Here is a 26,091-nt window from a genome sequence, read left to right on the forward strand (position 1 = left end):
ATGATGCCGGCCGGCGCCGCGGCGGCCGGTGCATGACCGCGCCGCCACACCGAACGCCGAGACGCAGACGATGGAGATCCACCGCGCCGACCTAGCCTACCGCAGACGCAGCCTGTGGCTGTTGGCCGCGCTGCTGGCTGTCTGTGCGATCGGACTGTGGCTGCTGCACGGCTGGCTGCAGGCGGTGCAGGCGCACGCGCTGGCGAGTGCGCCTCAGGAGGCGCGGCGTTGGCTGCGCGGCGCGATCGCCGCGATGTCGATCGCGGCGGCCTTGCCGAGTGCGCTGTGGGGCCGCAGTCTGCGCCGGCTCGGACGGGCCGCGCGCGAGGAAGGCCGTTTCCCGCCGCGCGCCTGGAAGACCTACCGCGACGTGCGGGTGCTGCGCGAACAGGCGGCCTTGCGATGGTCGCGGCGCAGCGAGCGCCTGGGCCGGATCGCGCAGGTCGCCGCCGGGATGTTCGCGGCAGCGGCCGCGGCGACCTGGGCCTGGCCCGGCTGATCGCAGCCGGCGCTGGCCGACCAAACGATCAAACGATCATGGGCCGCATCCGCGGCCCATGAGTTGCACGACTATGCCCTGCCCGCTGCTTACTCGAGGTCTTCGACGCCGAGTTCGTTGAGCGCGTTCTGCATCATCTGGCGCGCCGAGTCGCTGAGCTTCTCGTGATCGAGGGCATAGCGGATCGTAGCCTCGATCAGGCCCAGGTGGGTGCCGCAATCGAAGCGCGTGCCCTGGAAGCGGTAGGCGTTGACGGTTTCGCGTTCGAGCAGCGTCGCGATGGCGTCGGTGAGCTGGATCTCGCCGCCGGCGCCGGGCGTGGTGGTTTCGAGCAATTCGAAAATACCGGGATTGAGCACGTAACGGCCGACCACGGCGAGCGTGCTCGGCGCGACCTCCGGCGACGGCTTCTCGACGATGGCGCGGATCCGGCCCTGGCGGCCCTGGAAAGCCTCGGTGGCGACGATGCCGTAGCTCGCAGTCTGCTCGCGCGGCACGTCCTGGACCGCGATGACGCTGGCGCCGCCGCTCTGCGCGGCGTCGGCCATCTGCTTGAGCGCGCCCGGGCCGCGGTTCCAGATCACGTCGTCGGGCAGCAGCACCGCGAAGGGCTCGTTGCCGATCACTTCCTTGGCGCACAACACCGCATGGCCCAGGCCCAGGGCTTCGGCCTGGGTCACGAACACCGCGCGCACGCCTTGCGGCAGCACGTTGCGGATCAGTTCGAGTTGTTCGGTCTTGCCGGAGCGTTCGAGCTTGTGTTCGAGCTCGTAGGCCTTGTCGAAGTAGTCGGCGACCGCGTGCTTGTAGCGGTTGGTGATGAACACCAGGGTGTCGCAACCGGCTTCGATCGCCTCGTCGACGGCGTACTGGATCAGCGGCCGATCGATGATCGGCAGCATTTCCTTCGGCACGGTCTTGGTCGCGGGGAGAAAACGGGTGCCGAGGCCGGCGACCGGAAAAACAGCCTTGCGAATACGTGTTTCCATCAAATCTTCCTGGCGTTACGGGCGGGGAACGCCACCACCGTAGCCGATTCCTTGTAATCGGGATGTTCACCGACCGGACGGAACTCCGGCACCGCGATGCGCAGCAAGGTACCGAGCGCCTCGCGGTCGTAGCGGATCGACGCATCGCGCAACTGCTGCAGCGAGTTCTCCAGGGCCAGGCTCGACACGTCGCGCGGCTCGGCCTGGAGAATCTTCGGATGCACCGTCGGGCGATAACGCTCGTCGGCATGGAACAAGGTCTCGTGCAGTTTTTCGCCCGGGCGCAGGCCGGTGTAGACGATGGCGACGTCGCGGCCCGGGGTCTTGCCGGCCAGGCGGATCATCTGCTCGGCCAGCAGGCGGATCGGCACCGGCTCGCCCATGTCGAGGGTGTAGATGGCCTCGTGGGTGCCGATCGCCGAAGCCTGCAGGATCAACTGGCAGGCCTCCGGAATGGTCATGAAGAACCGAGTCACCTCCGGATCGGTAACCGTGACCGGGCCGCCGCTGCGGATCTGTTCGCGGAACAAGGGCACCACGCTGCCGGCCGAGTCGAGCACGTTGCCGAAGCGCACGGTGACGAAGCGGGTGGCGCGCTGGTCGGCCAGCGACTGGCAGGTCATCTCGGCCAGGCGCTTGGTCGCGCCGAGCACGTTGACCGGGTCGACCGCCTTGTCGGTGGAAATCAGCACGAAGGTGCCGACCCCGGCGGCGCGGCAGGCGCGCGCCACCGTCTCGGTGGCCAGCACGTTGTTGCGCACCGCCTCGCGCAATTGCGCCTCCAGCAACGGCACCTGCTTGTAGGCGGCGGCGTGGAAGGCGGCGTCGGGCGAGGCCAGCTTGAGTGCGTATTCGATGACCGCCTTGTCGCCGCAGTCGCCGAGGATCGGAATGAATTCGACGTCGGGGAAATCGCGGCGCAGCGCGGTCTCGGTGGTGACCAGGGCCAGCTCGTCGATCTCGATCAGGGCGATGCGGCCGGCGCCATGGCGCGCGCACTGGCGGCACAGCTCGGAACCGATCGAGCCGCCGGCGCCGGTGACCAGCACCGAGCGCGCGCCGAGCCAGGCGCGGATCGCCTTCCAGTCCGGCAGCACCGGCTTGCGGCCGAGCAAGTCCTCGATCGCGACTTCCTTGAGTTCGCCGGGCAGCGAGCGCCCTTCGAGCACGTCCTGCAGGCGCGGCACCATCCGGAACGGCACGCCGGTACGTTCGCAGGCCATGACCACGCGCTGCATCGCATTGGCGTCGGCCGAGGGCATGGCGATGACCAGCAGCTTGGCCGCGGTCTCGCGGGCGATCTCGGCGACGTCGTCGACGTTGCCGAGCACAGGCACGCCCTGGACCTTGCTGCCGCGCAGGCGCGCGGCGTCGTCGAGGAAGCCGACCGGATGATAGGTGCCGAAGCGGCGCAGGTCGCGGACCAGGGCCTCGCCGGCGCGGCCGGCGCCGAGGATCAGGATCCGCACCGAGACCGCGTTGGCGCTGTCGATGCGGCTGTCCTTCCAGGCCCGGTACAGCAGGCGCGGCGCGCCGAGCATGCCCATCAGCACCAGCGGGTACAGCACCAGCACGGTGCGCGGCACGGCGTCGACGCGGTTATACAGGAACAGGCCCAGGACGATCGCGAACAGGCCCAGCATGCAGGCCTTGAAGATGTTCCATAGGTCGGGCACGCCGGCGAAGCGCCACAGGCCGCGGTACAGGCCGACCTGCCAGAACACCAGGCCTTGCGCGGCCAGGACCAGGGCGATCTCGGTCGACCACAGCGGCAGGGTCGGCGGGGTGGCGGTGATGCCGAAGCGCAGCTTGTGCAGCGCCTGCCAGACCAGCCAGACCATCGCGAGATCGTGCACGACCACCGCCAACCGCGGCAGGCCGCCTTTCAGACGATCGCGCAATGAACTCATTCCCTGCCCCTACTGAAGAAAATCAATCGGTCCGGCCGGATCGCAGATCGGGCCGCTCGGTTCGTCCTAGCCGATCGGGTCGCCGGATTCGCGTCCGGTCTTCTGGATCAGCCACCAAAAAAAAGCGCCGGACATATACCACGCGGCTCCCATACACAAGATGAAACCGGTTCGGACTTCGGTCACATAGCGCACGCAGGCTAGCGACAGCAGCGTGAAAACCGCATAGGCGAGCGTGACCCGGGTGTGGCCGATGCGCCGGGCCCAGACTTGGTAAGCATGCTGAGTATGCGGGGTCCACCAGCGTTCGCCGCGCCGGACCCGCCGCAGCAGGGTCAGGCCGGAGTCGACCATGAATGCGGCCAGCGGCAACAACAACAGGCCTGAACGCTGGCCCAGGCCGCTCGCGGCGAGCACGCACAAGGCGGCGATCGCGTAGCCGATCGCGCCGCTGCCCACGTCGCCCATGAAGATCCGCGCACGGGGGAAATTGAACGGCAGAAAGCCCATGCACGCGGCCAGCAAGGCCAGCGCCAGCCAGCTCCAGACCGGCCCGCCGAGCCAGACCAGGCCCAGCGCGACCAGCGCCGCCTGCGACGCGGCCAGGCCGTTGATGCCGTCCATGAAGTTCCAGACGTTGGGCAGTCCCACTGCCAACGCGAACGCCGCCAACGCCAGCCAGGGATTGCCCAGCACATACCAGACCGCGAACGCCAGCAGCGCCGCCGCCAAGCCGTGCACGCCCAGGCGCAGCCACGGCGACAGGGGCCGGTGGTCGTCGACCCAGCCGATCCCGGCGATCAGCAGCAGGCCGATGCCGAAGGCCAAGGCGAGCGGCGCGTGCGAGGGAAAGCGGATGCCGAGCGCAGCCGCGGCGACCAACACCGCGGCGACGATGGCGATACCGCCGCCGCGCGGCGTGGCCACGCTATGGCTGCGGCGTTCGCCCGGCTCGTCGATGAGCCGGCTGTGCAGCGCATAGGCGCGCGCCAGCCAAGTGCCTGCGGCGCCGAGCGCCGCATAGATGGCGATCCATTGCCACATCGCTCAGACCACCGCGTAGTTCAGCAGCGGCTTGACCGAACCCCATTCCTTGCAGCTCGGGCATTGCCAGTGGTGACTGCGGGCGCCGAAGCCGCAACGATTGCAGCGGTAACTCGGATTGCGCACCAGCAACTGGTCGGTGATGTGCTTGAGGTCGTGCAGGGTCGCCAGCGGGTCGGCGTTCTCGGCGATGGTCAGGTCGATCAGCGCCGCTTCGCCGCGCACCGACGGGCGGTCCTTGAGCTGGCGGGCCAGATAGGCGCGCGCGGCCGGTACGCCATCCTCGGCTTCGACCATCCGGGTCAGCGCCAGCACCGGGGCGATGCCGCGGTAGTGCTCGCACATCTCGGCCAGGAAGGCGCGGGCGCCGGTGGCGTCGCCGCCGCGTTCGTAGCAGCTCAGCAAGGCCGGCAACACTTCCGGCAGGTAATCGGGGTCGGCGCGGGCGACGCGCTCGAAGGCGCGGATCGCCGCGGCGTCGTTGCCGGTCTCCACCTCGATGCGCCCTTCCAGCATGCCGGCGCGGACCGAATTGGCATCGGCCTCGTAGGCGCGCTTGACCGCCGCGCGGGCGGCATCGGTATCGCCGGCGGCGCGGTAGCGGTCGGCCAGTTCGCATTCGAACTGGGCGATCAGTTTGCCCATCGGCTCGCCGGTCGCGGCTTCGTAACGCTGGGCGTTCTCGATCGCCTTGTCCCAGTCGCGTTCGGACTGATAGATGCCGATCAGGTGACGCAGGGCCAGCGGCGCGCGCATGTCCAGCGCGACCAGATCGCTGAATACCGTCTCGGCGCGATCGAGCAGCCCCGAACGCATGTAGTCCTCGCCGAGCGCGAGCAAGGCCTGGACCTTCTGCTGGTCGCTCAGCCCGGGCCGCTGCACCAGGGCCTGGTGCAGACGGATCGCGCGGTCGACTTCGCCGCGGCGGCGAAACAGGTGGCCGAGCGCGACCTGGGTCTCGAAGGTGTCCTTGTCGAGTTCGGCGATGTGCAGGAACAGCTCGATCGCCTTGTCGGGCTGTTCGTTGAGCAGGTAGTTGAGGCCGCGGAAATAGGTGGTCGACAGGCGGCTGACCTGATTGTCGCTATGCCGCTCGCCCCCTCGCCGCCCGATCACCCAACCGCTCACCGCCGCCACCGGCAGCAACAGGAAGAACCAGAACCACTGGCTGATGAATTCCATGCTCAGACCTCGGGACCGGCGAGCGGGGGCGCGGGCGCGGCGCTCACCGCACGCTCGGCGCGGCTGAGGCGGCGGCGCAGCGGCAGGACCACGCTGGCGCTGATCGCCAGGCCGCCGATGAGGGCGCCCAGCAACAGGGCGACGATCAGGGCGATGCCGAGCGAGGTCGCCGGGACGAAACCGATGCCGAGGTCGATGCTGACGATCTGGCGGTTCAGGGCGCCGAGGATCGCCCCTGCCGCGAGGCAGGCCAGGGCGATGAGAAGACGGATCACGCGCATGGGGAGTTCCGGGAGGTCGTGCACGATCTCGTGCGTGTCGCGCCTAGCTTAACGGACGCGCATGCGCGCGGCGTATTAGCCGGGGGAAAACGAGTTTGGATGAGTAAGGAGCGAGTCAGGGCGTGATCGCCCTACCCACGGCCGGTGCGGCCAATGCGTATAGATAAGGTATCGAGAGCGGGCCGGCGGCGATGCCGCTCGTTCCTCGCTGCTCGCGGCGGCGCAGCCGCCAAACATTCCCAGGACTTCAGCCTTCTTCGTCCAGCGGGGTGACGCCGCTGACGCGTTCGCGCAATTCCTTGCCGGGCTTGAAGTGCGGGACGTGCTTGCCGGGCAGCGCGACCGACTCGCCGGTCTTCGGGTTGCGGCCCAGGCGCGGCGGACGATAGTGCAGCGAAAAGCTGCCGAAGCCGCGGATCTCGATCCGCTCGCCGGCCGACAGGGCGCCGCCCATCATTTCCAGCAAAGCCTTCACCGCCAGATCCACATCGTCGCCCTTGAGATGGGCCTGACGCTGCGAAAGGATCTCGATGAGTTCGGACTTGGTCATGGACGAAGCGTGGCCTTGCCTTGGGAAGGTCGTGAAGAAAGTCGTGCGGACGTCGCGATCGGCTGCGATCCCCTACCGCAGACCGAAGGCGACCCGGCCATGCCGGGCCGCCTCGGCGGATGCATCGGTAAAACCCGGCCCGGATAGACCGGGCCGTATTGCCTGTAGCGTGACGCGTGCAGCGATTACTCGGACTTGCCGCCCAGACGCTCGCGCAGCAACGCGCCGAGGCTGGTGGTGCCGCTGGCGGCTTCGGAGGTCTGGCGGTTGTAATCGGCCATCGCTTCCTGCTGCTCGTGCTCGTCCTTGGCCTTGATCGACAGCTGCATGCTGCGGCCCTTGCGGTCGGTGCCGATGATCTTGGCTTCGACTTCCTGGCCGACCTTGAGGTACTGCGAAGCGTCTTCGACGCGCTCCTTGGCGATGTCGCGCGCGGCGACGTAGCCTTCGATGCCGTCGGCCAGTTCGATCGTCGCGCCCTTGGCGTCGACTTCCTTGACCGTGCCCTTGACGATCGAGCCCTTGGCGTTGGAAGCCACGTACTGACCCATCGGGTCCTGCTCGAGCTGCTTCACGCCGAGGCTGATGCGCTCGCGCTCCGGATCCACGGCCAGGACCACGGCTTCCAGCGTGTCGCCCTTCTTGTAGTTGCGGACCACGTCTTCGCCGGTGGTGTTCCAGCTGATGTCGGACAGGTGGACCAGGCCGTCGATACCGCCGTCCAGGCCGATGAAGATGCCGAAGTCGGTGATCGACTTGATCTGGCCTTCGACCTTGTCGCCCTTCTTGTGGATGGCCGCGAAGGTCTCCCACGGGTTCGAGGTGACCTGCTTCATGCCCAGCGAGATACGGCGACGCTCTTCATCGACGTCGAGGACCATGACCTGAACTTCGTCGCCGACCTGCACGATCTTGGACGGGTTGACGTTCTTGTTGGTCCAATCCATTTCGGAGACGTGGACCAGGCCCTCGACGCCCGGCTCGATCTCGACGAACGCGCCGTAATCGGTGACGTTGCTGACCTTGCCGAACACGCGGGTGTTGGCCGGGTAGCGGCGGGCGATGTTGTCCCACGGATCCTCGCCCAGCTGCTTGAGGCCGAGGCTGACGCGGTTGCGCTCGCGGTCGTACTTGAGCACGCGGACGTCGAGTTCCTGACCGACTTCCACCACTTCCGAGGGGTGACGCACGCGCTTCCACGCCATGTCGGTGATGTGCAGCAGGCCGTCGATGCCGCCGAGGTCGACGAACGCACCGTAGTCGGTGAGGTTCTTGACGACGCCCTTGAGGATCGCGCCTTCCTGCAGCTTCTCCATCAGCTGTTCGCGCTCGACGCTGTACTCGCTCTCGACCACCGCACGGCGGGAGACGACGATGTTGTTGCGCTTGCGGTCCAGCTTGATCAGCTTGAACTCGAGTTCCTTGCCTTCCAGGTAGGCGGAGTCGCGCACCGGGCGCACGTCCACCAGCGAACCCGGCAGGAAGCCGCGGACATCCTTGATGTCGACGGTGAAACCACCCTTGACCTTGCCGCTGATGCGGCCGGTGATGGTCTCGTTCTTTTCGAGCGCCTCTTCGAGCTCGTCCCACACCATTGCGCGCTTGGCCTTCTCGCGCGACAGCACGGTTTCGCCAAAGCCGTTCTCGATCGAGTCGAGTGCGACCTTGACCTCGTCGCCAACGGCAACGTCGATCTCGCCGGCGTCGTTACGGAACTGTTCGATCGGCACAATGCCTTCGGACTTCAGGCCGGCGTTGATCACCACTACGTCGCCGCGCACTTCCACGACGGTACCGGTGACGATGGCGCCCGGCTTCAGCTTGGCCAGGTATTGCTGGCTGGCTTCGAACAGTTCGGCAAATGATTCGGTCATTGGATTGGATATCTCGGTTGAACACACGGGCCGCACCGTCTGACATCGTTGCCGGACTGGCAACGCAAGCAGTACGTGGTCGACCCACCCGTTATGTGGCGCGATGGAACTGCACCATGTGTTATTGGTTGATCCGCCGCAGGATTGCGACGGGGCTGTGAAACGACGTTTGTTGCGACTGCATGGTGTTGCGACTGCATCTGCCACGGACGCATCGCGTGCGCTCGTGCCGTTCAGCGCGCGGGCAACAAAGCCAGCACCTGTTCGACTACCGTGTCGATGCCCAGACCGGTGGTATCGATGCGCACGGCGTCTTCGGCCGGGCGCAACGGCGCCACCGAACGCTGGGCGTCGCGGGCGTCGCGGGCAAGAATCTCCCGTAGCAGACCGTCTAAAGTAACCGAAACCCCTTTGTCTTTCAACTGCTTATAGCGCCTTTCGGCCCTTTCGTCGGCGCTGGCGGTCAGGAACACCTTGAACGGGGCGTCCGGGAAGATCACCGTGCCCATGTCGCGACCGTCCGCGACCAGCCCCGGCGCCTGCCTGAACGCGCGTTGGCGGTCTTTGAGCGCGGCCCGGACCTCGGGAATCGCGGCAATCGCAGAGGCTGCGGCGCCGGCGGTTTCGGTGCGCAGCTCGTCGGTCGCATCGACCTCGTTGATCAGGACCCGCAGCTCGCCGCGCTCGTCGTCGCGAAAGCCGATGTGGGTGTCGAAGGCGCAGCGGACCAGGGCGGCCGGGTCGGCCAGGTCGAGGTCGGCCCAGCCCGCGGCGACGCCGACCGCGCGGTAAAGCGCGCCCGAATCGAGGTAATGCCAGCCCAGGCGCTGCGCGACTAGGCGGCTGATGGTGCCCTTGCCCGAGCCCGAGGGCCCGTCGATGGTGAGGACGGGGATAGTGTTGTTGTCTGAGGATGCGCTGTTCATGCGTATCATTATGCGACGGCCGCCCGTGCTTTCGCCCCGCGATCGCAGCCGATCGATGCAGATCGAGGCCCGGACTCGGTGCAGCGCCCCGCTCTGCAGGCTGGCCTGCCGGGTCGCTCCTGACCGACCCGATCCGGCGAACCCGGCGGACGATCCCGAGACCGAGCCTCGCGACGGGAGGCCGGCGGCACACCGCCCCGGACGCGGCGATTTAGCCCCTCGCCGGCGCCGGCTGGATTTTTTTCACGCAAGCACTTGATCGGACGAAGATTTGTCCGTTACAATCGCGGGCTAACTTTTCCACCCCGCTTCTTTCATCCCATTTTTGCCGAGGTTCTCATGAAGGTCCTGTCCTCCCTGAAGTCGGCGAAGGCCCGTCACCGCGACTGCAAAGTCGTCCGCCGCCGCGGCAAGGTCTTCGTGATTTGCAAGTCGAACCCGCGTTTCAAGGCGCGTCAGCGCTGAAACAGATCAGCGTGGCCGAGGCGCGTCAGCGCTGAGACCCGCGGGACGGCCCCTGGCCGTCCAAGGTTCGAAGCCGAAAGCCGCCGCCAGGCGGCTTTCTTCGTTCTCCGGCCCGATCCGCCCTCGGCTTCGCCAAACCGTGACGGCCGCACGCTGCCGTTAAGCGTCAGCTTGTGACTAGAATCCCCGCGTCCTTTGACGAGGTGGCTCTTCCATGAAATTGCGTATCGCCGTTGCCCCGCTGCTCGCCCTGCTCGCCTTCTCCGGCGCCGTCTCCGCCGAGACCCTGCTGATCCAGCGCGTGCAGGAGGAAGGCAAGGCTTTGCTGCCGTCCCGTGGCCAGAGCATGGACCAGGTCAAGGCGCGCTATGGCGAGCCGACCCAGCGCATGGACCCGCGCGGCGGCCAGAAGCGGCAATGGCCGCAGATCAACCGCTGGGTCTATCCGGCCTTCACCGTCTATTTCGAGAAAAGCCGGGTGATCGACGTGGTCGCCAACAAGGCCGACGCTGAGGAAATCGGGCCGAAACCGCCTATCCTTTGAGGCTATGAATAAAAACGTATTGCGCTTCCCCGCGGAGTGGGAACCCCAGTCCGCGGTTCTTGTCGCTTGGCCGAATGCCGACACCGACTGGGCCGAGCGCCTGGGCGAGGTCGAAGAAACCTACATCGCCCTGGTCGCGGCCATCGTCCGCTACCAACCCGTGCTGATCTGCGTGGCCGACGACGACGTCCAGGCCTATGCCCGCGCGCGCCTGTCCTCGGCGCGCATCGACATGTCCCGGGTGCGCTTCATCGAAGCGCCCTACGACGACACCTGGCTGCGCGACTCGGGCCCGATCAGCCTGCGAGACGGCGATGGCTTCCGCCTGCTCGACTTCCGCTTCACCGGCTGGGGCGGCAAGTTCGACGCCAGCCAGGACGATCTGCTGGTCGAACGCCTCACCGACATGGGAACCTTCTCGAACAGTGTCCGCCAAAGCATTGATTTTGCTTTGGAAGGCGGCGCTATCGAGACCGACGGGGCCGGCACCTTGCTGAGCACCTGGCAATGCCTGCACGAACGTCACCCGCAGGCCAGTCGCGAGGAAATCACCGCCAAGCTGGCCGGCTGGCTGCAGCAGGACCGGGTGCTGTGGCTGGACCACGGCTATCTCGAGGGCGACGACACCGACGCCCATATCGACACCCTGGCCCGCTTCGCCGCGCCCGACGCCATCGTCTACCAGGGCTGCGACGACCCGACCGATTCGCACTACACCGAACTGCAGGCGATGGCCGCCGAACTGGCGGCGTTGCGCACCCGCGACGGCCAGCCCTATCGCCTGTTCGCGCTGCCGTGGGCGCAGCCGGTGATCGACGAAAACCGAAGGCTGGCCGCGAGTTACGCGAACTTCCTCATCATCAACGGCGCCGTGCTGATGCCGGCCTACGGCGACGCCGCCGATGCCCAGGCCCAGGTCGTGCTGGCGCAGGCTTTCCCCGACCGCGAGATCGTGCCGGTGCCCTGCCGCGCCCTGATCTGGCAGAACGGCAGCCTGCATTGCGTGACCATGCAGTTGCCGCAGGGACTGGTGACCTGAGCGAACGTCGATGGAGTGGCTCGAACCTTGAACAGAAACGCAAGATCTGTTCGACGAGTCATTCCATCGCGCCTGGCTCGAGCAACTGCAGCGCGAGCTTTCGCCCGGCCATCCCTTGCACGGCTTGCCGCTGGGGTTGATCGCACGCGGCAACGGCGACGACGCCCTCTTCGAAGTGCTGGGTGGCTCGAGACGGGTCGCCGTCGTCCACTTGACTCGGTCTGCCGTCGCGCCGACGCCGCCCTGGCCGGGATCGGGCTTTTATCCAAGCCTGGAAACCTGGCGGCAGGACGCCATGATCCCCCAGCATGAAGACTGGCTTGCCTGACGGGTCGCCGTTACGGCTGGTAGCGCCGGGTTGGCGCAGACTTCCGGCTCAGCCCCAGGACTGAGAAGCTCGCGTTCTACAATGGCGCGCCGCCCCACGATCGGATTTTCGAACGCATGAAGAAGACCACCCTGCCCGTCGCCCTGATCCAGGACCGCGACCACGGCTCGCGCGAGGCTAACCTGGCCAATATCGAGGACCGGGTCCGCGAGGCCGCCAAGCGCGGCGCCAAGTTGGTGCTGCTGCAGGAACTGCACAACGGCCCCTACTTCTGCCAGCACGAATCGGTGGCCGAATTCGACCTGGCCGAGCCGATTCCCGGCCCGAGCACCGAGCGCCTGGCGGCCCTGGCCAAGCGCCACGGCGTGGTCCTGGTCAGCTCGCTGTTCGAGCGCCGCGCGGCCGGGCTGTACCACAACACCGCGGTGGTCTTCGACGCCGATGGCTCGACCGCCGGCAAGTACCGCAAGATGCACATCCCGGACGATCCGGGCTTCTACGAGAAGTTCTACTTCACTCCGGGCGATATCGGTTTCGAGCCGATCCAGACCTCGGTCGGCCGCCTCGGCGTGCTGGTGTGCTGGGACCAGTGGTACCCCGAAGGTGCGCGCCTGATGGCGCTGGCCGGCGCCGAGCTGCTGCTGTACCCGACCGCCATCGGCTGGGATCCGGACGACCAGCAGGACGAGAAGGACCGCCAGCGCAACGCCTGGATCCTCAGCCATCGCGGCCACGCGGTCGCCAACGGCCTGCCGGTGCTCAGCGTCAACCGCGTCGGCCACGAACCCTCCCCGATCGGTGCCTCCGGCATCCAGTTCTGGGGGTCCAGCCACGTGCTCGGACCGCAGGGCGAGTTCCTGGCCGAGGCCAAGACCCAGGACCCCGAGATCGTGATGGCCGAAGTCGACCTCGGCCGCAGCGAACACGTGCGGCGGATCTGGCCGTTCCTGCGCGACCGCCGCATCGACGCCTACGCCGACCTGCTCAAGCGGTACCGCGATTGAACCCGGGCGCGCCTCCCTCGCCGCTGCTGCGCCCGGCGATCGAAACCGACCTCGAGGCGATCACCGCGCTGTATGCGCGGGAGGTGCGCGAGGGCCTGGCGACCTATGAGTACGACGAACCCGATGCCGCCGAAATGCGGCGGCGCTGGCGGGCGATCGTCGAGGCCGGTTATCCCTATCTGGTCGCCGAGCAGGGCGGCGCGTTCGCCGGCTATGCCTATGCGACGGCCTACCGCACCCGCATCGGCTATCGCTGGACGGTCGAGAACTCGGTCTACATCGCCCCAGGCTTCCACGGCCGCGGCATCGGCCGCGCGCTGATGCTGCGCCTGATCGAGGACTGCACCGCGCTGGGTTTCCGGCAGATGGTCGCGGTGATCGGCGACGGCAGCAACCGGGCCTCGGTGGCCCTGCACGAACGCCTCGGCTTCAAGCCCGGCGGCGTATTTCCGGGCCTGGGCCGCAAGCACGGCCGCTGGCTCGACACCGTGCAACTGGTGCGCGCGCTCGGCGACGGCGACCAGGGCGAACCCGACCAGGACGTGCCGGGCCTGCGCTGACTCTCGGCCACTCGCGCTGCTCCAGCCATAAGCCGGCACCGCGTCGGCGGCTTAGCTTCCCCTCCTCCAAGGTACGCCCCCTGCAGGCACACTTCGCCTTTGCCGGGCCGCACTGCGACCCAGGCCCGTGGCACGGGCGGCCGCGTCCGGTAAGCTGAACGGCGGCCGCCGATGAACGGTCGCAATAAAACGAACGGACGTGCTATTTTGGATTCATGTCGATGCTGACCGCCACCGTCAAAGGCGCCGCGACCCGCGACGCGATCCTCGAGCAGGCCTATGGCATCGCCGCCTCGGCCGGGTTGGAAGGCCTATCGATCGGCCCACTGGCGGCCGCGGTCGGCATGTCCAAGAGCGGCGTGTTCGCTCACTTCGGTTCGCGTGAAGACTTGCAGCTGGCGGTGCTCGACCTGGCCAGCCAGCGTTTCGTCGAATATGTGCTGTTGCCTGCATTGCGGCACCGGCGCGGCCTGCCGCGCCTGCGCGCCATCGTCGAGGCCTGGTTCGATTGGGCGCGCCACACCGAGGGCGGCTGCGTCCTGCTTGGCGCGGTCCACGAATACGATGACCGCCCCGGCTCATTGCGCGCCGCCGTGGTCGATCAACAAAGGGGCTGGCAGCAGGCCCTGGGCAAGGCGGTGCAACTGGCCATCGACACCGGCGAGCTCGGTGCCGACACCGACACCGCGCAACTGGCTTTCGAAATCTACGGCGTGGCCTTGGTCGTGCACCACGACTCCGGCCTGTTCGGCTACGACTCCGCGACCGAACGCGGGCGCCGCGCCTTCGAACGCTTGATCCGTTCCTACGCATCCTCCCCCACCGCCTGAGCGACCGACGAGGTTCGTCATGCATCCGCTTATCGCCAAAATTAGCACGACCGTTCGTAACATAGTGAAGTTATACGGTTTGCGCCTGAGTTTTCTGGCCGGCGCATGGTTCGCGCCCGACGCCACCATGCACCGGGTGGCCCGGTTGTTTTGCACCCCGTTCGCGTCCACCCGCAGCCGCGCCCTCGCCGCGCCGACCCACGGCGCCCGCGAGGAAGCGCTGGAAGTCGACGGCCGGCGCATTGTCACCTACGTCTGGGGGGACCCGCAGCGCCAGCCTTACGTGCTGTTCGCGCATGGCTGGTCGAGCCACGGCACCCGCATCGCCAACTGGCTGCCGGGCCTGTTCGCCGCCGGCTACGCGGTGGTCGCATTCGACCAGCCCGCGCACGGCAAGAGCGAGGGTCGCCTCGCCACCCTGCCCGACTTCACCCGCCATCTGTTCGCCGTCGGCGAGCACTACGGGCCGGCCGCGGTGCTGATCGGCCATTCGCTCGGCGGCGCAGCGGCTTTGCTGGCGATGGCGCGCGGCCTGCGCGCCGAGCGCGCGGTGCTGATCGCGCCGGCGGCCGACCCGGTCGCCGCAGTGAAGCGTTTCGCCCAGCTCCTGTGGGTCGGCGAGGACGTCTGCCGGCGCTTGTTCGCCTATTACGAAGCGCGCATCGGCATCAGCTTCGATTCGCAGCAGGCGCACCGCAACGCCCCGGCGATGGCCAGCCCGGCGTTGATCGTGCACGACCTCGGCGACCGCGAGGTGCCCTGGGCCGAGGGCGAGCGCTATGCGCGCTATTGGCCTGATTCGCGCCTGTTGACCACCCGCGGCCTCGGCCACCGCCGGGTGCTCGAGGACGAGAGCGTGATCGAGGCCGGCCTGCGTTTCCTGCACGGCGAGAACGTCGGCGAACGCCTGGTGTCGAGCCCGAACCTGCCGTTCGGCCTGGCCTGAACGCACGGCACGGGCGGCCGCGAACGCGGCCGCCGCGGTCTCGGGACGGGTGGAACCCGACGCCGGCCCCGGGGCCATCGAGTCGGCGCCCACTGGGCGCGCGGGGCAGCATCCAGGCGTCTGCCCGCGCTGCGTGAACGCGACCGCGTTCATTGCCGGGCCCGGTTGCAGGCTCTAAGCTCTGCCCCCATACGGTAGGAGTCGCCGTCCGGCAACGGAGCGGCTTCACCCCATCGATTCCACCCGCTTCGGCACAGACGGCGCCCTTGGGCGCCGTTGTGTTTGCCGGGGCCGCCACCGGGCCGCTGCATGCATCCGTTCTCGAGTTCGTCCTTCCGTCGACCGCGCGGGTCGCGCGCATGAGCGAGTCGTTGTTGGCGCCGGCAAGCACGAGTCTGCAGGACGTGCTCGCCACCCAGCCGCATGCGGTGATCGAACGCGACGGCGTGCGCTACACCCTGCTCGGCACCGCCCACGTGTCCCAGGCCAGCGTCGATGCGGTGCGCGACGCGGTCGGCAGCGGCGCCTTCGATGCGGTCGCGGTCGAGCTCGACCCGCAGCGTCTGCAGGCCCTGACCGATCCCGACGCGCTGGCGCGGCTCGACCTGATCCAGGTGATCCGTTCCGGCAAGACCGCGCTGTTCGCCGCCAATCTGGCCCTGGCCGCTTACCAGCGCCGGCTCGCCGAACAGCTCGGGATCGAGCCCGGCGCGGAGCTCAAGCGCGCGGTGCTGGAAGCGCGCGAACGCGACTTGCCGGTGCACCTGATCGATCGCGAAGTCGGCCTGACCTTCAAGCGCGCCTCCTCCAAGCTCGGCTTCTGGGGCCGGGCCAAGCTCGGCGTCGGCCTGATCAGCGGGCTGTTCGCCGCCGACGAGGTCGGCGAGGAAGAAATCGAGAAACTCAAGCAAGGCGACATGCTCGAATCGAGCTTCGGCGAGTTCGCCGCCGAAAGCCCCGAGCTGTACGAGACCGTGATCGCCGAGCGCGACCGCTACATGGCCGCGCGTTTGCGCGAGACCCACGGCGAGGCGCGCGAAGTGCTGGCCGTGGTCGGCGCAGGCCATCTGCAGGGCCTGGCCCGGCATCTGCGCGAGGACACCGAGGACCCGGTCGCCCAGCGCACCGCGCTCGAACAGGTCACCACCAAGAGCAAGGTGCCGTGGGTGATGATCGTGATCACCTCGCTGATCATCGCCGGCATCGCCTGGGGCTTCTGGAAAGGTGGCGCGGCGATGGGCGCCGACCTGCTGCTGCAGTGGGTGCTGTTCACCGGCGGCCTGGCCGCGCTGGGCTGCCTGCTCGCCGGCGGCCATCCCTTCAGCATCATTACCGCGGCCGTGGTCGCCCCCTTGAAGCCGTTCCGCCCGGGCGTACCGACCGGCGCGCTCAGTGCGCTGGTCGAAGTGCACCGGCGCAAGCCCGCCTATGGCGACTTCATGGCCTTGCGCGACGACGCCCAGACGGTCAAGGGCTGGTACCGCAACCGCGTCGCCCGGGTGGTGCTGAACTTCATGCTGACCAACATCGGCACCGGCATCGGCGTGTGGCTGGCCGGTTTCCGCATCGCCAGCAAGCTGGTCGGTTGATCGACGGGACTTGAGCCGGCGAACTTTCTCTTGGTCGTTGCGCGCGACCTTGCCCTGAGAGGTAACGAACGCCTGCGCAGCTATATCGAAGCGTGGCGCTGAAGCTTCGCTCGCGAGCGCTCGTTCAACGGATCGGCAGGTTCAGGCGCCGTCCGTTCCAGTCCAGGACGACGCCATCGGTCCTGATCGCCACCAGCACTGCGTCCCCGATACGGCTGCCTTCGGACAGGCGCTGACCGTCGATGATGACGAACCGCTGCGCCGGGGCGTCGTTCCACATGTGCATGCTCAACTTCAGCGGCGGCAGTTGCTTGCGCTCGGCCACCGGAAGGTCGGCGAGCAGCAGCAGGCCGTCGTTGCCGGCGATCGCCACCGGCGGTGCCGGCTCGGGAACGACGACCGGTGGCGGGGCCGGCAGCGGGGGCGGCGCGGGCGTCGGCGGCGGATCGGTCGCGACTGCGGACGGCTCGGTCTCGCCCTCTTCGGCTTGCTCTTCGCCCCCGCCCTGCTTGTCTGCGATGGCGGCAGTTGCCCGGGGCGGCGCGGCTGCGGCGGTAGGCTGAGCCATAGGCGCAGGCGGATTCGCAGGCCGATCCGCAGGCAGCGGATCGCGTATCGGGGCGGCCGGGACCGCGGGCGACTCGATCGCCGCGGGCGGTTCGATTCGCGGCGTCGCGGCGGCGACGGAGCGTTCGCGGCCGGCCACTTCGCCTGCGGTGTTCGCGACCGGCTCAGCCGCCGGCGGTCGGCTCAGCCACCAGACGAGCCCGGCGGCGACGGCGACGGCGGCAAGCGCGAGCCACCCAGCGGTCGGCGTGGCCCGACGCGGCGCGCGCGCGAGCGGCGGCAGTTCCGCATACAGGTCGGGCGACTCGCCACGGCGGCGTTCGGCTTCGGACTTGCGCAGGGCTTCGAGAATCAACGACATCGGCTTACTCCAGCACCGACTGCAGACGCGGACCGGCGTCGCCGGACGACAGTGCGAGCATCGTCTCCGGACCGACCACGCCATCGCTGAGCAAGCCACGTGCGCTCTGGAAACCGCGCACGTCCTCGACGCTTGCACCAGCCGCCGCGATCACGCCGAGCCGCGTGCGCAACCATTCCCCGCGCGCGCCGCCGGCACGCGGCGACAAGGACGAACCCAAGCCTTCCGGGCCGCGCCATACCGCGGCATATTCGCCGGTCCATAAGCGTTCGAGCGCAGCGCGGTCAGTCTCGAACGACGAGCCATCCAGCGATAGCCGCACCTTGCCGGCGCCGATGGCGGTCAACAACACCCAGGGATCGCGGACGCCGAGGCGCAGATGCAGCAGCACGGGGCGGCCAAGCCGGGCCAGTTTCTCCAGGTTCGCCTCCCCGCGCAGGCAATAGACGCCGGGAGCGATAGAAGACATGCAGCGCGACGCGGCGGCGACGGCGGCTTCGTCGGTCGGCAATGCCCAGGCGCTCAGCAGTTGTCGCCATGCGGGCAGCGAAACGAGTTCGGCCGCGGCGACACGCTGCGCGAATGCGGTTTCATCCAGGTGCGGCGTCGCCGTCGGGTCGTTCGCCTTCGGCGGCTTCGCTTCGGTTCCGGTTTTCGCTGCCGATGAGGTTCCATCTGCATCCGTCGCTCCGGCCTGTCCGGTCGGCTGCGCCGGCGTCTTCGCGACGAATGCGTTGGCTACCGCCTCGGACGGCTGGCTCCGCCACCACAGCGCGCCGAGCGCCAACGCCAGGATGGCCGCGGCGGAGAACATGGCGACACGCTCGCGCGAAAGGCCTCGCCGGCTCGGCGCCAGCGCTTCGGCCGCGGCGCGGTTCACCGTGCGCTCGTCGACCTGGAGGTTGTCGTGGGCATAACCGCCGAGCAAGGCACGTTCGGCGATCACGTTGATCAGTCTCGGCACCCCGCCGGAGTGGGCGTGGATGCGCTTGATCGCACCCGGCGTGAACGGCAGGCGCTGCCCGCCGGCCATACGGTAGCGATGGCGCAGGAAGGCCGCGGTTTCGTCGGCGCTCAACGGCGTGAGATGAAAACGCGCGGTGATGCGTTGCGAGAGTTGGCGCATGTCCGGGCGCGCCAGCATGTCGCGCAGCTCGGGCTGGCCGAGCAGGATGATCTGCAGCAGCTTCTGGGTGTCGGTTTCCAGATTGGTCAGCAGCCGCACCTGCTCCAGCGCTTCCAGCGAGAGGTTCTGCGCCTCGTCGACGATCAACACCACCCGCAGGCCCTGCGCGTAAGCGTCGAGCAAGTAACGATTGAGCGCGTCGACCAGCGCCTTGACGCTGCCGTGCTTGCCGGCGAGGTCGAGGTGCAATTCCTCGCAGACCGTTTCCAGCAACTCGACCGGACTCAGCCGCGGATTCAACACCAGGGCGACCCGGGTCTTCTCCGGCAGTTGTTCGAGCAGCAACCGGCACAGGGTGGTCTTGCCGGTACCCACCTCTCCGGTGAGCTGGACGAAACCGCCGCCTCCGCCCTGGCCGATGCCGAACAGCAAGTGCGCCAGCGCATCCCGGTGGCGCTCGCTGAGAAACACGAAGCGAGGATCGGGAGTGATCGAGAACGGCGGCTCCTTCAGGCCATAGTGCTCGAGGTACATGCGCTTTGTCGTGGCTTCGAAGCGCCTAGCCTGCCACGAATCGGGGGCATCGTCGCTGCGAGACAGCGCACGAATCCAGCGACTATGCGGAGGTACATGCGCTTTGTCGTGGCTTCGAAGCGCCTAGCCTGCCACGAATCGGGGGCATCGTCGCTGCGAGACAGCGCACGAATCCAGCGACTATGCGTCAGCGCGGCAGACGGCAACGCCCTGGACCGATCGCGGCCGGCCGTACCACGCCCCAGTGCAAGGGACGTGGTGAGGGTTGAGGCGATGCCTTCAGGGCCGGCGATCCGGGCCCGCCTCGATGCGGGCCCGAACCTGCCGCTTACACCGGCAGGCCGGCGCCTTCGCCGCCCTCGCCCGTCCGCTCGTCCGCCGGTGCTGGCTTACCGCGCGCACGGCCCACGATCCGGCCGGCGCTGGCGCGCATGTCGTCCAGGAGACTGTAGATCGTCGGCAGGAACAGCAGGCTGACCACGGTCGAGAAGGCCAGGCCACCGGCCACCGCGCGCGCCATCGGCGAGTAGGCCAGGCCGCCGAGCACGACGGTGTCGCTAAGCGAAATCGGCACCATCGCCAGGATCGCCGTGCCCATGGTCATCATGATCGGCCGCAGACGCTCGCGGCTGCCCTCGACCAAGGCCTCGTTGCGCGACAAGCCGCGTCGCCGCAAATTGTTGATGTGCTCGACCATGACGATCCCGTTGTTCACCACCACGCCCATCAGCACCAGAATGCCGATGAAGGCCATGACCGTGAACGAACTGCCGGTCAGCCAGAACAGCCAGAACACGCCGAAGATCGAGAACACCACGCAGCTCATGATCGCCGCCGGGAACAACAGCGACTCGAACACCGCGGCCATGACGACGTAGATCATCACCAGGGCGATGACCAGGTTGAACATCATCTGCTTGCCGGCATCGTCGTCGCGCTCGAACGAGCTGCCGTCGAAGCTGTAGCTGTAGCCGGCCGGGAACGCGACCTTCTTCAGCGTGTCCTCCATCGCCTTGCGCGCATCGGGCGTGGTCGCCTTGCCGTTGAGGCTGGCCAGGATGGTCAGCGTGGTCTGGCGGTCGTTGCGGTTGATCTGGCTTGCGGTCGGGCGCAGGTTGACGTCGACCATCGCCAGCAACGGCACGCTGCGGCCATCGCTGGAGCGCACGGTGAACTCGGCCAGGTTCTCGATGGTGTACTTCTCCGCGCCGGCGAAGCGCGCCCACACCGGCACCTCGGTCTCGCCGCGCTGGAAGTCGCGCAACTGCGCGCCGCGCAGCGACAGGCCGACGAAGCGCGACACCTCCTCGACGCTGAAACCGAACGATGCGGCGCGCTCGCGGTCCACCCTGACGTTGAGTTCGGTGTTGCGGTCGCCGACGTCGACGCGGACATCGCGCAACTCCGGCCGGCGCGCGAGCATCGGCAGGATGTCGCGGGCCAGTTCGGTCAGGGTCTCGGTCGAATCGCCGACCAGCTGGACCTGGACGTTCTTGCCGCCGCCCTGGCCGCCGTCCTGGTCCTGGCCCACGGTGATCTCGGCCTTGGCCGATTTCGGCAGGGTCTTGGCGATCTCGTCGACCAGCGGCTTGTTGTTCTTGACCTTGGTCTCGTCGAACTGCAGCCGCGTGCCGCCCTCGCTGCCCTGCTCGCTGAAGAACGAATAGATCTGCTTGATGTGGTACTGCTTGCGGCGCGCTTCGAGGAACTGCTCGACCTTGAGGATTTCGACCGACATCTGCTCGCGGGTGTAGCTGCCCTTCCACTGATATTGAATGAAGGCTTCCTTGCCGCCTTCGTTGCCGAACATGTCGAACTTGGTCTGGGTCGCCGGAATCATGCTGATCGACACCACCAGTACGATGCCGAGCACGCTCAGGCCGCGATGCTCCAGGGTCCAACGCAGGAATCGAGCGTAAGACCGCTGCAGCCAGGGGATCAGCCCGGTGGCGGTGTTGACCGCGGGCGGCGTCTTCATCCGCGCCGAGATCATCGGGATCAGGCTGACCGCGACCAGCCACGAGGCCAGCAGCGAGACCGAGATCGTGATGGCGATCTGCGACATGAAGATGCTGATGTCGTTGGTCTCGCCGATCAGGTTGGGCAGGAACACGATGCAGTGGCACAGCGTGCCGGCCGACAGGGCGATGGCGACGTGGCGCGTGCCCAGGATCGAAGCCAGCTGCGGCTGCTCGGGCATCTTCTCGCGCTCCTGGTAGATGCTTTCGACCACGACCACGGCGTTGTCGACCAGCATGCCGACCGCCAGCAGCAACCCCATCAACGACAGCACGTTGAGGGTCACGCCGATGAAGTGCATGAAGCCCAGGGTCATCACGAAGCAGATCGGAATCGCCAGGGTCACCATCAAGGTCGAGGGCCAATGACGCAGGAAGAAGAACAGCACCGCGATCGACAGCAGCAGGCCGATCGCGCCGGCCTCGCCCAGCTCCAGCAAGGAACTGGTCACGTCTTCGCCCTGGTTCTGCACCACCTTGATCTCGATGTTGCTCAGCGCCGGCTGGGCGCGGATCGCCTCCACCTCGGCCAGCGCCAGCTTCGACACCTCGACCAGATTGGCGCTGCGCTCCTTGAAGATGTCCAGGCCGATGGCCGGGCGGCCGTCGAGCCGGCGGCCGGTTTCCAGGCGCGCCGGCTTGAGCCGCACCTCGGCGATGTCGCGCAGCTTCAGTCCGCTGGTGTTGATCACCAGATTGCGGAATTGCTCCAGATCGGCCACCTGCCCGATCGGCTGCACCCGCAGGCGCCGGCCGCCGTCCTCGATCTGGCCGGCCGAGATCGAGAAATTCAGCGCCTGCAGACTCTTGGTCAGGGTATTGAGATCCACGCCGTGCGCGACCATGCGGTCGGGCAGGATCGCGATCTCGACCTCGTTCGGCGCGGCGCCGCCGATCTCCACCTTGGCCACGCCCGGGATGCGTTCCAGGCGGCGCTTGAACTCGCGATCGATCAGGTCGTATTCGCGGCTGAGGTCCATGTCGCCGGCCAGCCGCACCTGCAGGATGGCCTGGTCGGCGCTGGACCACTTGAACACGAAGTAGCGCTGGAAGCCTTCGGGCAGGTCGTCGACGATCGCGTCGATGCGTTCGCGGGCCTCCGAAGCCGCGATGGCGATGTCGCGGTCCCAGTCCTTGAACTCCATCTGGATGGTCGCCGAGTCCGAGGTCGCGCTGCCGCGCATGGTCTTGATCCCGGTCATCGTCGCCAGCGCTTCTTCGGCCGGGCGCAGGATGGTGCGCTCGACCTCTTCCGGCGTGGACCCGTCGTACGGCAGCTGCACCACCAGGAACGGCGCGGTGATGTCCGGCAGCGACTCCAGCGGCAGCCGCACCGCCGCGATCAGGCCGATCACGAACATCGACACGAACAGCATGATGGTCGTGATCGGCCGCTTGATGCTGATCTCGGCAACGCTCATGTCAGTGCGCCTCGGCCAGCGGATCGTTGTCGTGGCCGATCTTGTCGGCGGCGGTCCTGGCGTCCCGCTCGGCCTTGCGCACGCGATTGCGGTAGTACTCGTCGCCGCGACGGTCGAGCAGGTCGTACACCACCGGAATCACCACCAGGGTCAACAGGGTCGACACCAGCAGACCGCCGATCACCGTGATCGCCATCGGCGAACGCACCTCGGCGCCCTCTCCGGTCGCGATCGCCAGCGGCAGGAAGCCGAACAGGGTGCACAGCGTGGTCATGATGATCGGGCGCAGCCGCGAGCGAGCGCCTTCGATCAGGGCTTCGCGCTTGGGCACGCCGTGCTCGCGCAACTGATTGACCTTGTCGATCAGGATGATCGCGTTCTTCACCACCAGGCCGACCAGCAGGATCAGGCCGATGAACACCACCACCGACACCGCCGAGCGGGTCAGCAGCAGCGCCAGCACCGCGCCGACCAGCGCCAGCGGGATCGTGAACAGGATCACGAACGGGTGCAGCAACGACTCGAACTGCGAGGCCATCACCAGATAGACCAGGAAGATCGCCAGACCGAATGCGAACAGCAGCGAATTGATCGACTGCTGCAGTTCCTCGCCCTGGCCGCCGATGTGCATGCGCACTTCCGCGCTCAACGGTTGCTCGCGGACCAGTTTCTGGACTTCGGCGATGGCGCCGCCGAGGTCGATGTCGCGCAGGTTCGAGGACACGATCGCCACCCGCACCTGGTCGGCGCGATGGATCTCGCTGGGACCGCTGGTGGCGACGACGTCGGCCACCGACTCCAGCGTCACCGGGCGGTTGCTGCCGGGGTTGATGATCAGGCGGCGGATGCTTTCGATCGAGGCGCGGTCGGACTCGCGCGCCCGCACCAGCACGTCGATCTTGCGGTCGCGGAAGCTGTAGCGGGTGGCCACGTCGCCGCGCACCTTCTTCACCACCACGTCGGCGATATCGCGCGTGGCCAGGCCGAAAGCGCCGGCACGGTCCTGGTCGAAGCGGATCTGGATCTCGGGGAAGCCCTGCTCCACCGTCGACTTGACGTCGGCGAAATGCGGACTGCCGCGCAGCAGCTTGGCCATGTGCTGGCCCGCGCGCTGGATGGTCTCGAGATCCTGGCCGCGCAATTCGATCTCCAACGGCGTGGAGAAACTGAACAGCTGCGGCCGGGCGAAATCGACCTGGGCGCCGGGATGGGCCTGCATGGTGCGGCGCAGGCGCTCGGTTTCCTCGGCCTCGATCTGCTTGCTGCCGCCGTCGGCCATCACCACGGTGATCTTGCCGATGTTCTCGCCGCTCTCGGTGGGATTGGCGTCGAGCCGCGTGCCGCTGCCGCTGACGCCGAACCAGGCGTGGATGCCGGGGTCTTTCGCGTGTTTCTCCTGGATTTCGCGCACCAGCCGGTCGGTCTCGCGCAGCGGCGTGCCCGGCGGCAGCTTGACGGTCATGTCGAAGCGGTCCTGGGCCAGTTGCGGGATCAGATCGGCGCCGAGCAGCGGCACCGCCGCCAGGGTGGCCACGAACGCCGCGCCGGCCAGGCCGAGCACCAGCACGCGATGACCCATCGCCGCCGGCAACAGCTTCAGATAGCCGCGTTCGGCGCGCTCGTACGGCGCCATCGCCAGGTCGCTGGCCTTGCCCATGACCGGCCCGAGCCCCGCGCCGAGGATGCGCCAGGCGCGCACGACCGCCCAGGCGATGCCGAAGAAGGTCCAGCGCACCGCTGCGCCGATCGCCAGGAACGGCCAGGCCAGCACCTTCGTCGCGCGGTTGCGCGGCTGCCAGCGCGGATGCGGCGCCTCTTCCTGGAAGCCCAGCGCCGGCCGCCCGCGCAACGCGCTCAGCATCGGGATCAGGGTCATCGACACGATCAGCGAGATGCCGATCGCCAGCGCCACGGTCAGGGCCTGATCGCGGAACAGTTGGCCGGCGATGCCCTCGACGAACACCAGCGGCAGGAACACCGCGATCGTGGTCAAGGTCGAGGCGACTACCGCCATGCTGACCTCGCGCGTGCCGGTGACCGCCGCTTCGAGAATGCCGAGCCCGCGTTCGCGCGCCTTGGCGATGCTCTCCAGCACGACGATCGAGTCGTCCACCACCAGACCGGTGGCGAGGGCCAGGCCGCCCAGCGACATCACGTTGAGGCTCAGCCCCAGGCGGTCCATGAAGAAGAAGGTGGCGATGATCGACACCGGCAACGACAGGCCGATCACGAAGGTGCTCCAGCCGTCGCGCAGGAACAAGAAGATGATCAGCACCGCCAGGAAGCCGCCGATCACCGCGTCCTTCTTGACGTCGGCGATGGCGTGGCGGATGAACTGCGACTGGTCGTCGATCGTGGTCAGCTCCACGTCCGGCGGAATCTGTTCCTTGATCTGCTTGAGGCGTGCCTGGATCGCGTCGGCGGTGGCGACGGTGTTGGCGTCGCCCTCCTTGTAGATCGCCAGTTCGACCGCTTCGGTACCGCCCAGGCGAATGATCGCCTCGCGCTCCTTGAAGCTCTGGCGGACCTCGGCGATGTCCTTCAATCGCACCGGCTTGCCGCCGGCCGCGGTGCTCTGCTCGCCCGAACTCGCGCTCTGCACCGAGGCGGCCGCGGCCATGGCGTCGGCCGAACCCGAGGCGGCGGCCACCCGCGCCATTTCCGCCGCGGCGTCGGCCGCGGCGTTGCCGCCGGCCTTCTGGGTGGTCACCAGCATCTCGCGGATTTCGGGCACGCTGGCGAATTCGTTGACGGTGCGCACCAGGTAGCGTTGCGCGCCCTCCTCCAGGCGGCCGCCGGAGATGTTGATGTTCTCCTGCTTGAGGCGCTGGATGATGGTGTCGATCGGCAGGTTGAGCTGGGAGATCTTCTGCTGGTCGATGTCGACCTGGATCTCGTCCTCGAGACCGCCGCCGACCTTGACCGCGGCGACGCCGTCGACCGGTTCCAGCTTCTTCTTGAGGTCGTCGTCGGCATAGCGACGCAACGCGGTCAGCTGGCGGATCGCCTCGTTCTCGCCGGCCTTGGCGCCGTTCTTGTTCGACAGGGCGATGCGCAGGATCGGCTCGGTCGAGGGGTTGAAGCGCAGCAGCACCGGCTTCTTGGCTTCCAGCGGCAGTTGCACGACTTCCATCTTGTCGCGCACTTCCAGGCTGGCCTGGTCCATGTCGGTGCCCCAGGCGAACTCCAGCACCACGTCGCTCTGTCCGGTGCGCGAGACCGACTTGAGCTTGCGCAGGCCCTTGACCACGCCGACCGCTTCTTCCAGCGGCTCGGAGATCAGGGTTTCGATTTCGGTCGGCGCCGCGCCGGTGTACTCGGTGCGCACGGTCAGAGTCGGATAACTCAGGTCCGGCAGCAGGTTGACCTTGAGGCTGTTCAGCGCGATCAGGCCGAACAGCAGGAAGGTGATGGTCACCATCGCCACGGTGACGCGGCGACGGGTGGAGAACTCCACCAGGTTAAAGGACGTCGTGTCCGGAAGCTGAGCCACAGTCAGTCCCC

The 26,091-nt window shown here is 67.7% G+C and carries 21 protein-coding genes; 9 read left to right on the forward strand and 12 right to left on the reverse strand.

Features of this window, described 5'->3' with window-relative positions:
• Positions 1–70: 70 nt before the first annotated feature.
• Positions 71–499 (forward strand): hypothetical protein, encoded by a 429-nt coding sequence (locus tag AC6CH2_RS04080; protein WP_498268034.1) that lies wholly within the window; start codon positions 71–73, stop codon positions 497–499.
• An 89-nt stretch (positions 500–588) separates the two neighbouring features.
• Here AC6CH2_RS04080 and galU read toward each other — a convergent pair whose 3' ends face one another.
• The 8 genes from galU to cmk all read right to left on the reverse strand — a co-directional run bounded on the left by galU (position 589) and on the right by cmk (position 9,255).
• Complete coding sequence (gene galU / locus AC6CH2_RS04085; protein WP_498268035.1) at positions 589–1,488, reverse strand: UTP--glucose-1-phosphate uridylyltransferase GalU; 900 nt, start codon at positions 1,486–1,488, stop codon at positions 589–591.
• Positions 1,488–3,398, reverse strand: coding sequence for a polysaccharide biosynthesis protein (locus AC6CH2_RS04090; protein ID WP_435394249.1), 1,911 nt, complete (start codon positions 3,396–3,398; stop codon positions 1,488–1,490). Before AC6CH2_RS04090 ends, galU begins: the two co-directional genes overlap by 1 nt.
• 66 nt (positions 3,399–3,464) lie before the next feature.
• Positions 3,465–4,442 (reverse strand): MraY family glycosyltransferase, encoded by a 978-nt coding sequence (locus AC6CH2_RS04095; RefSeq protein WP_498268036.1) that lies wholly within the window; start codon positions 4,440–4,442, stop codon positions 3,465–3,467.
• A 3-nt stretch (positions 4,443–4,445) separates the two neighbouring features.
• Positions 4,446–5,624, reverse strand: a complete 1,179-nt coding sequence (gene lapB / locus AC6CH2_RS04100; protein WP_435394247.1) for a lipopolysaccharide assembly protein LapB — start codon at positions 5,622–5,624, stop codon at positions 4,446–4,448.
• Between the two features lie 2 nt (positions 5,625–5,626).
• Positions 5,627–5,905, reverse strand: a complete 279-nt coding sequence (locus AC6CH2_RS04105) for a lipopolysaccharide assembly protein LapA domain-containing protein (RefSeq protein WP_498268037.1) — start codon at positions 5,903–5,905, stop codon at positions 5,627–5,629.
• Between the two features lie 247 nt (positions 5,906–6,152).
• Positions 6,153–6,524 carry an integration host factor subunit beta gene (locus AC6CH2_RS04110; RefSeq protein ID WP_498268211.1) on the reverse strand — a complete coding sequence of 124 codons (372 nt, stop codon included), beginning with the start codon at positions 6,522–6,524 and terminating at the stop codon, positions 6,153–6,155.
• 116 nt (positions 6,525–6,640) lie between these two features.
• Positions 6,641–8,329 carry a 30S ribosomal protein S1 gene (gene rpsA, locus AC6CH2_RS04115; RefSeq protein ID WP_435394246.1) on the reverse strand — a complete coding sequence of 563 codons (1,689 nt, stop codon included), beginning with the start codon at positions 8,327–8,329 and terminating at the stop codon, positions 6,641–6,643.
• 233 nt (positions 8,330–8,562) lie between these two features.
• On the reverse strand, positions 8,563–9,255 hold the full coding sequence (gene cmk, locus AC6CH2_RS04120; RefSeq protein ID WP_498268038.1) for a (d)CMP kinase: 693 nt from the start codon (positions 9,253–9,255) through the stop codon (positions 8,563–8,565).
• 339 nt (positions 9,256–9,594) lie between these two features.
• On the opposite strand from cmk, the gene ykgO reads away from it, so the two are divergent.
• The 8 genes from ykgO to AC6CH2_RS04160 all read left to right on the forward strand — a co-directional run bounded on the left by ykgO (position 9,595) and on the right by AC6CH2_RS04160 (position 16,560).
• A complete protein-coding gene (ykgO, locus tag AC6CH2_RS04125; RefSeq protein WP_010342887.1) occupies positions 9,595–9,720 on the forward strand; it encodes a type B 50S ribosomal protein L36 in 126 nt (41 codons plus the stop codon).
• A gap of 214 nt (positions 9,721–9,934) precedes the next feature.
• Complete coding sequence (locus tag AC6CH2_RS04130; protein WP_435394244.1) at positions 9,935–10,264, forward strand: hypothetical protein; 330 nt, start codon at positions 9,935–9,937, stop codon at positions 10,262–10,264.
• A 4-nt stretch (positions 10,265–10,268) separates the two neighbouring features.
• Positions 10,269–11,303 carry an agmatine deiminase family protein gene (locus tag AC6CH2_RS04135; protein ID WP_498268039.1) on the forward strand — a complete coding sequence of 345 codons (1,035 nt, stop codon included), beginning with the start codon at positions 10,269–10,271 and terminating at the stop codon, positions 11,301–11,303.
• Positions 11,304–11,747: 444 nt separating this feature from the next.
• Positions 11,748–12,635: a carbon-nitrogen hydrolase gene (locus AC6CH2_RS04140; RefSeq protein WP_498268040.1), complete on the forward strand. Its 888-nt coding sequence runs from the start codon at positions 11,748–11,750 to the stop codon at positions 12,633–12,635.
• A complete protein-coding gene (locus AC6CH2_RS04145; protein WP_498268041.1) occupies positions 12,632–13,195 on the forward strand; it encodes a GNAT family N-acetyltransferase in 564 nt (187 codons plus the stop codon). Before AC6CH2_RS04140 ends, AC6CH2_RS04145 begins: the two co-directional genes overlap by 4 nt.
• 221 nt (positions 13,196–13,416) lie before the next feature.
• Positions 13,417–14,025 carry a TetR/AcrR family transcriptional regulator gene (locus tag AC6CH2_RS04150; protein WP_498268042.1) on the forward strand — a complete coding sequence of 203 codons (609 nt, stop codon included), beginning with the start codon at positions 13,417–13,419 and terminating at the stop codon, positions 14,023–14,025.
• 64 nt (positions 14,026–14,089) lie between these two features.
• The gene (locus AC6CH2_RS04155) at positions 14,090–14,971 is read left to right on the forward strand and encodes an alpha/beta hydrolase (RefSeq protein WP_498268043.1); all 882 of its coding nucleotides are present in this window, start codon (positions 14,090–14,092) and stop codon (positions 14,969–14,971) included.
• 359 nt (positions 14,972–15,330) lie between these two features.
• Positions 15,331–16,560, forward strand: coding sequence for a TraB/GumN family protein (locus AC6CH2_RS04160; RefSeq protein WP_498268044.1), 1,230 nt, complete (start codon positions 15,331–15,333; stop codon positions 16,558–16,560).
• 124 nt (positions 16,561–16,684) lie between these two features.
• Here the strand turns inward: AC6CH2_RS04160 and AC6CH2_RS04165 are convergent, their stop codons facing one another.
• From AC6CH2_RS04165 to AC6CH2_RS04180, 4 genes are all read right to left on the reverse strand, one after another.
• Positions 16,685–17,488, reverse strand: coding sequence for a general secretion pathway protein GspB (locus AC6CH2_RS04165; protein WP_498268045.1), 804 nt, complete (start codon positions 17,486–17,488; stop codon positions 16,685–16,687).
• 4 nt (positions 17,489–17,492) lie between these two features.
• Positions 17,493–19,148 (reverse strand): ExeA family protein, encoded by a 1,656-nt coding sequence (locus AC6CH2_RS04170; RefSeq protein WP_498268046.1) that lies wholly within the window; start codon positions 19,146–19,148, stop codon positions 17,493–17,495.
• A gap of 328 nt (positions 19,149–19,476) precedes the next feature.
• On the reverse strand, positions 19,477–22,587 hold the full coding sequence (locus tag AC6CH2_RS04175; protein WP_498268047.1) for an efflux RND transporter permease subunit: 3,111 nt from the start codon (positions 22,585–22,587) through the stop codon (positions 19,477–19,479).
• 1 nt (position 22,588) lies between these two features.
• On the reverse strand, positions 22,589–26,080 hold the full coding sequence (locus AC6CH2_RS04180) for an efflux RND transporter permease subunit (RefSeq protein WP_498268048.1): 3,492 nt from the start codon (positions 26,078–26,080) through the stop codon (positions 22,589–22,591).
• Positions 26,081–26,091: the final 11 nt, after the last annotated feature.

Source organism: Lysobacter sp. GQ73 (genome assembly GCF_059758755.1).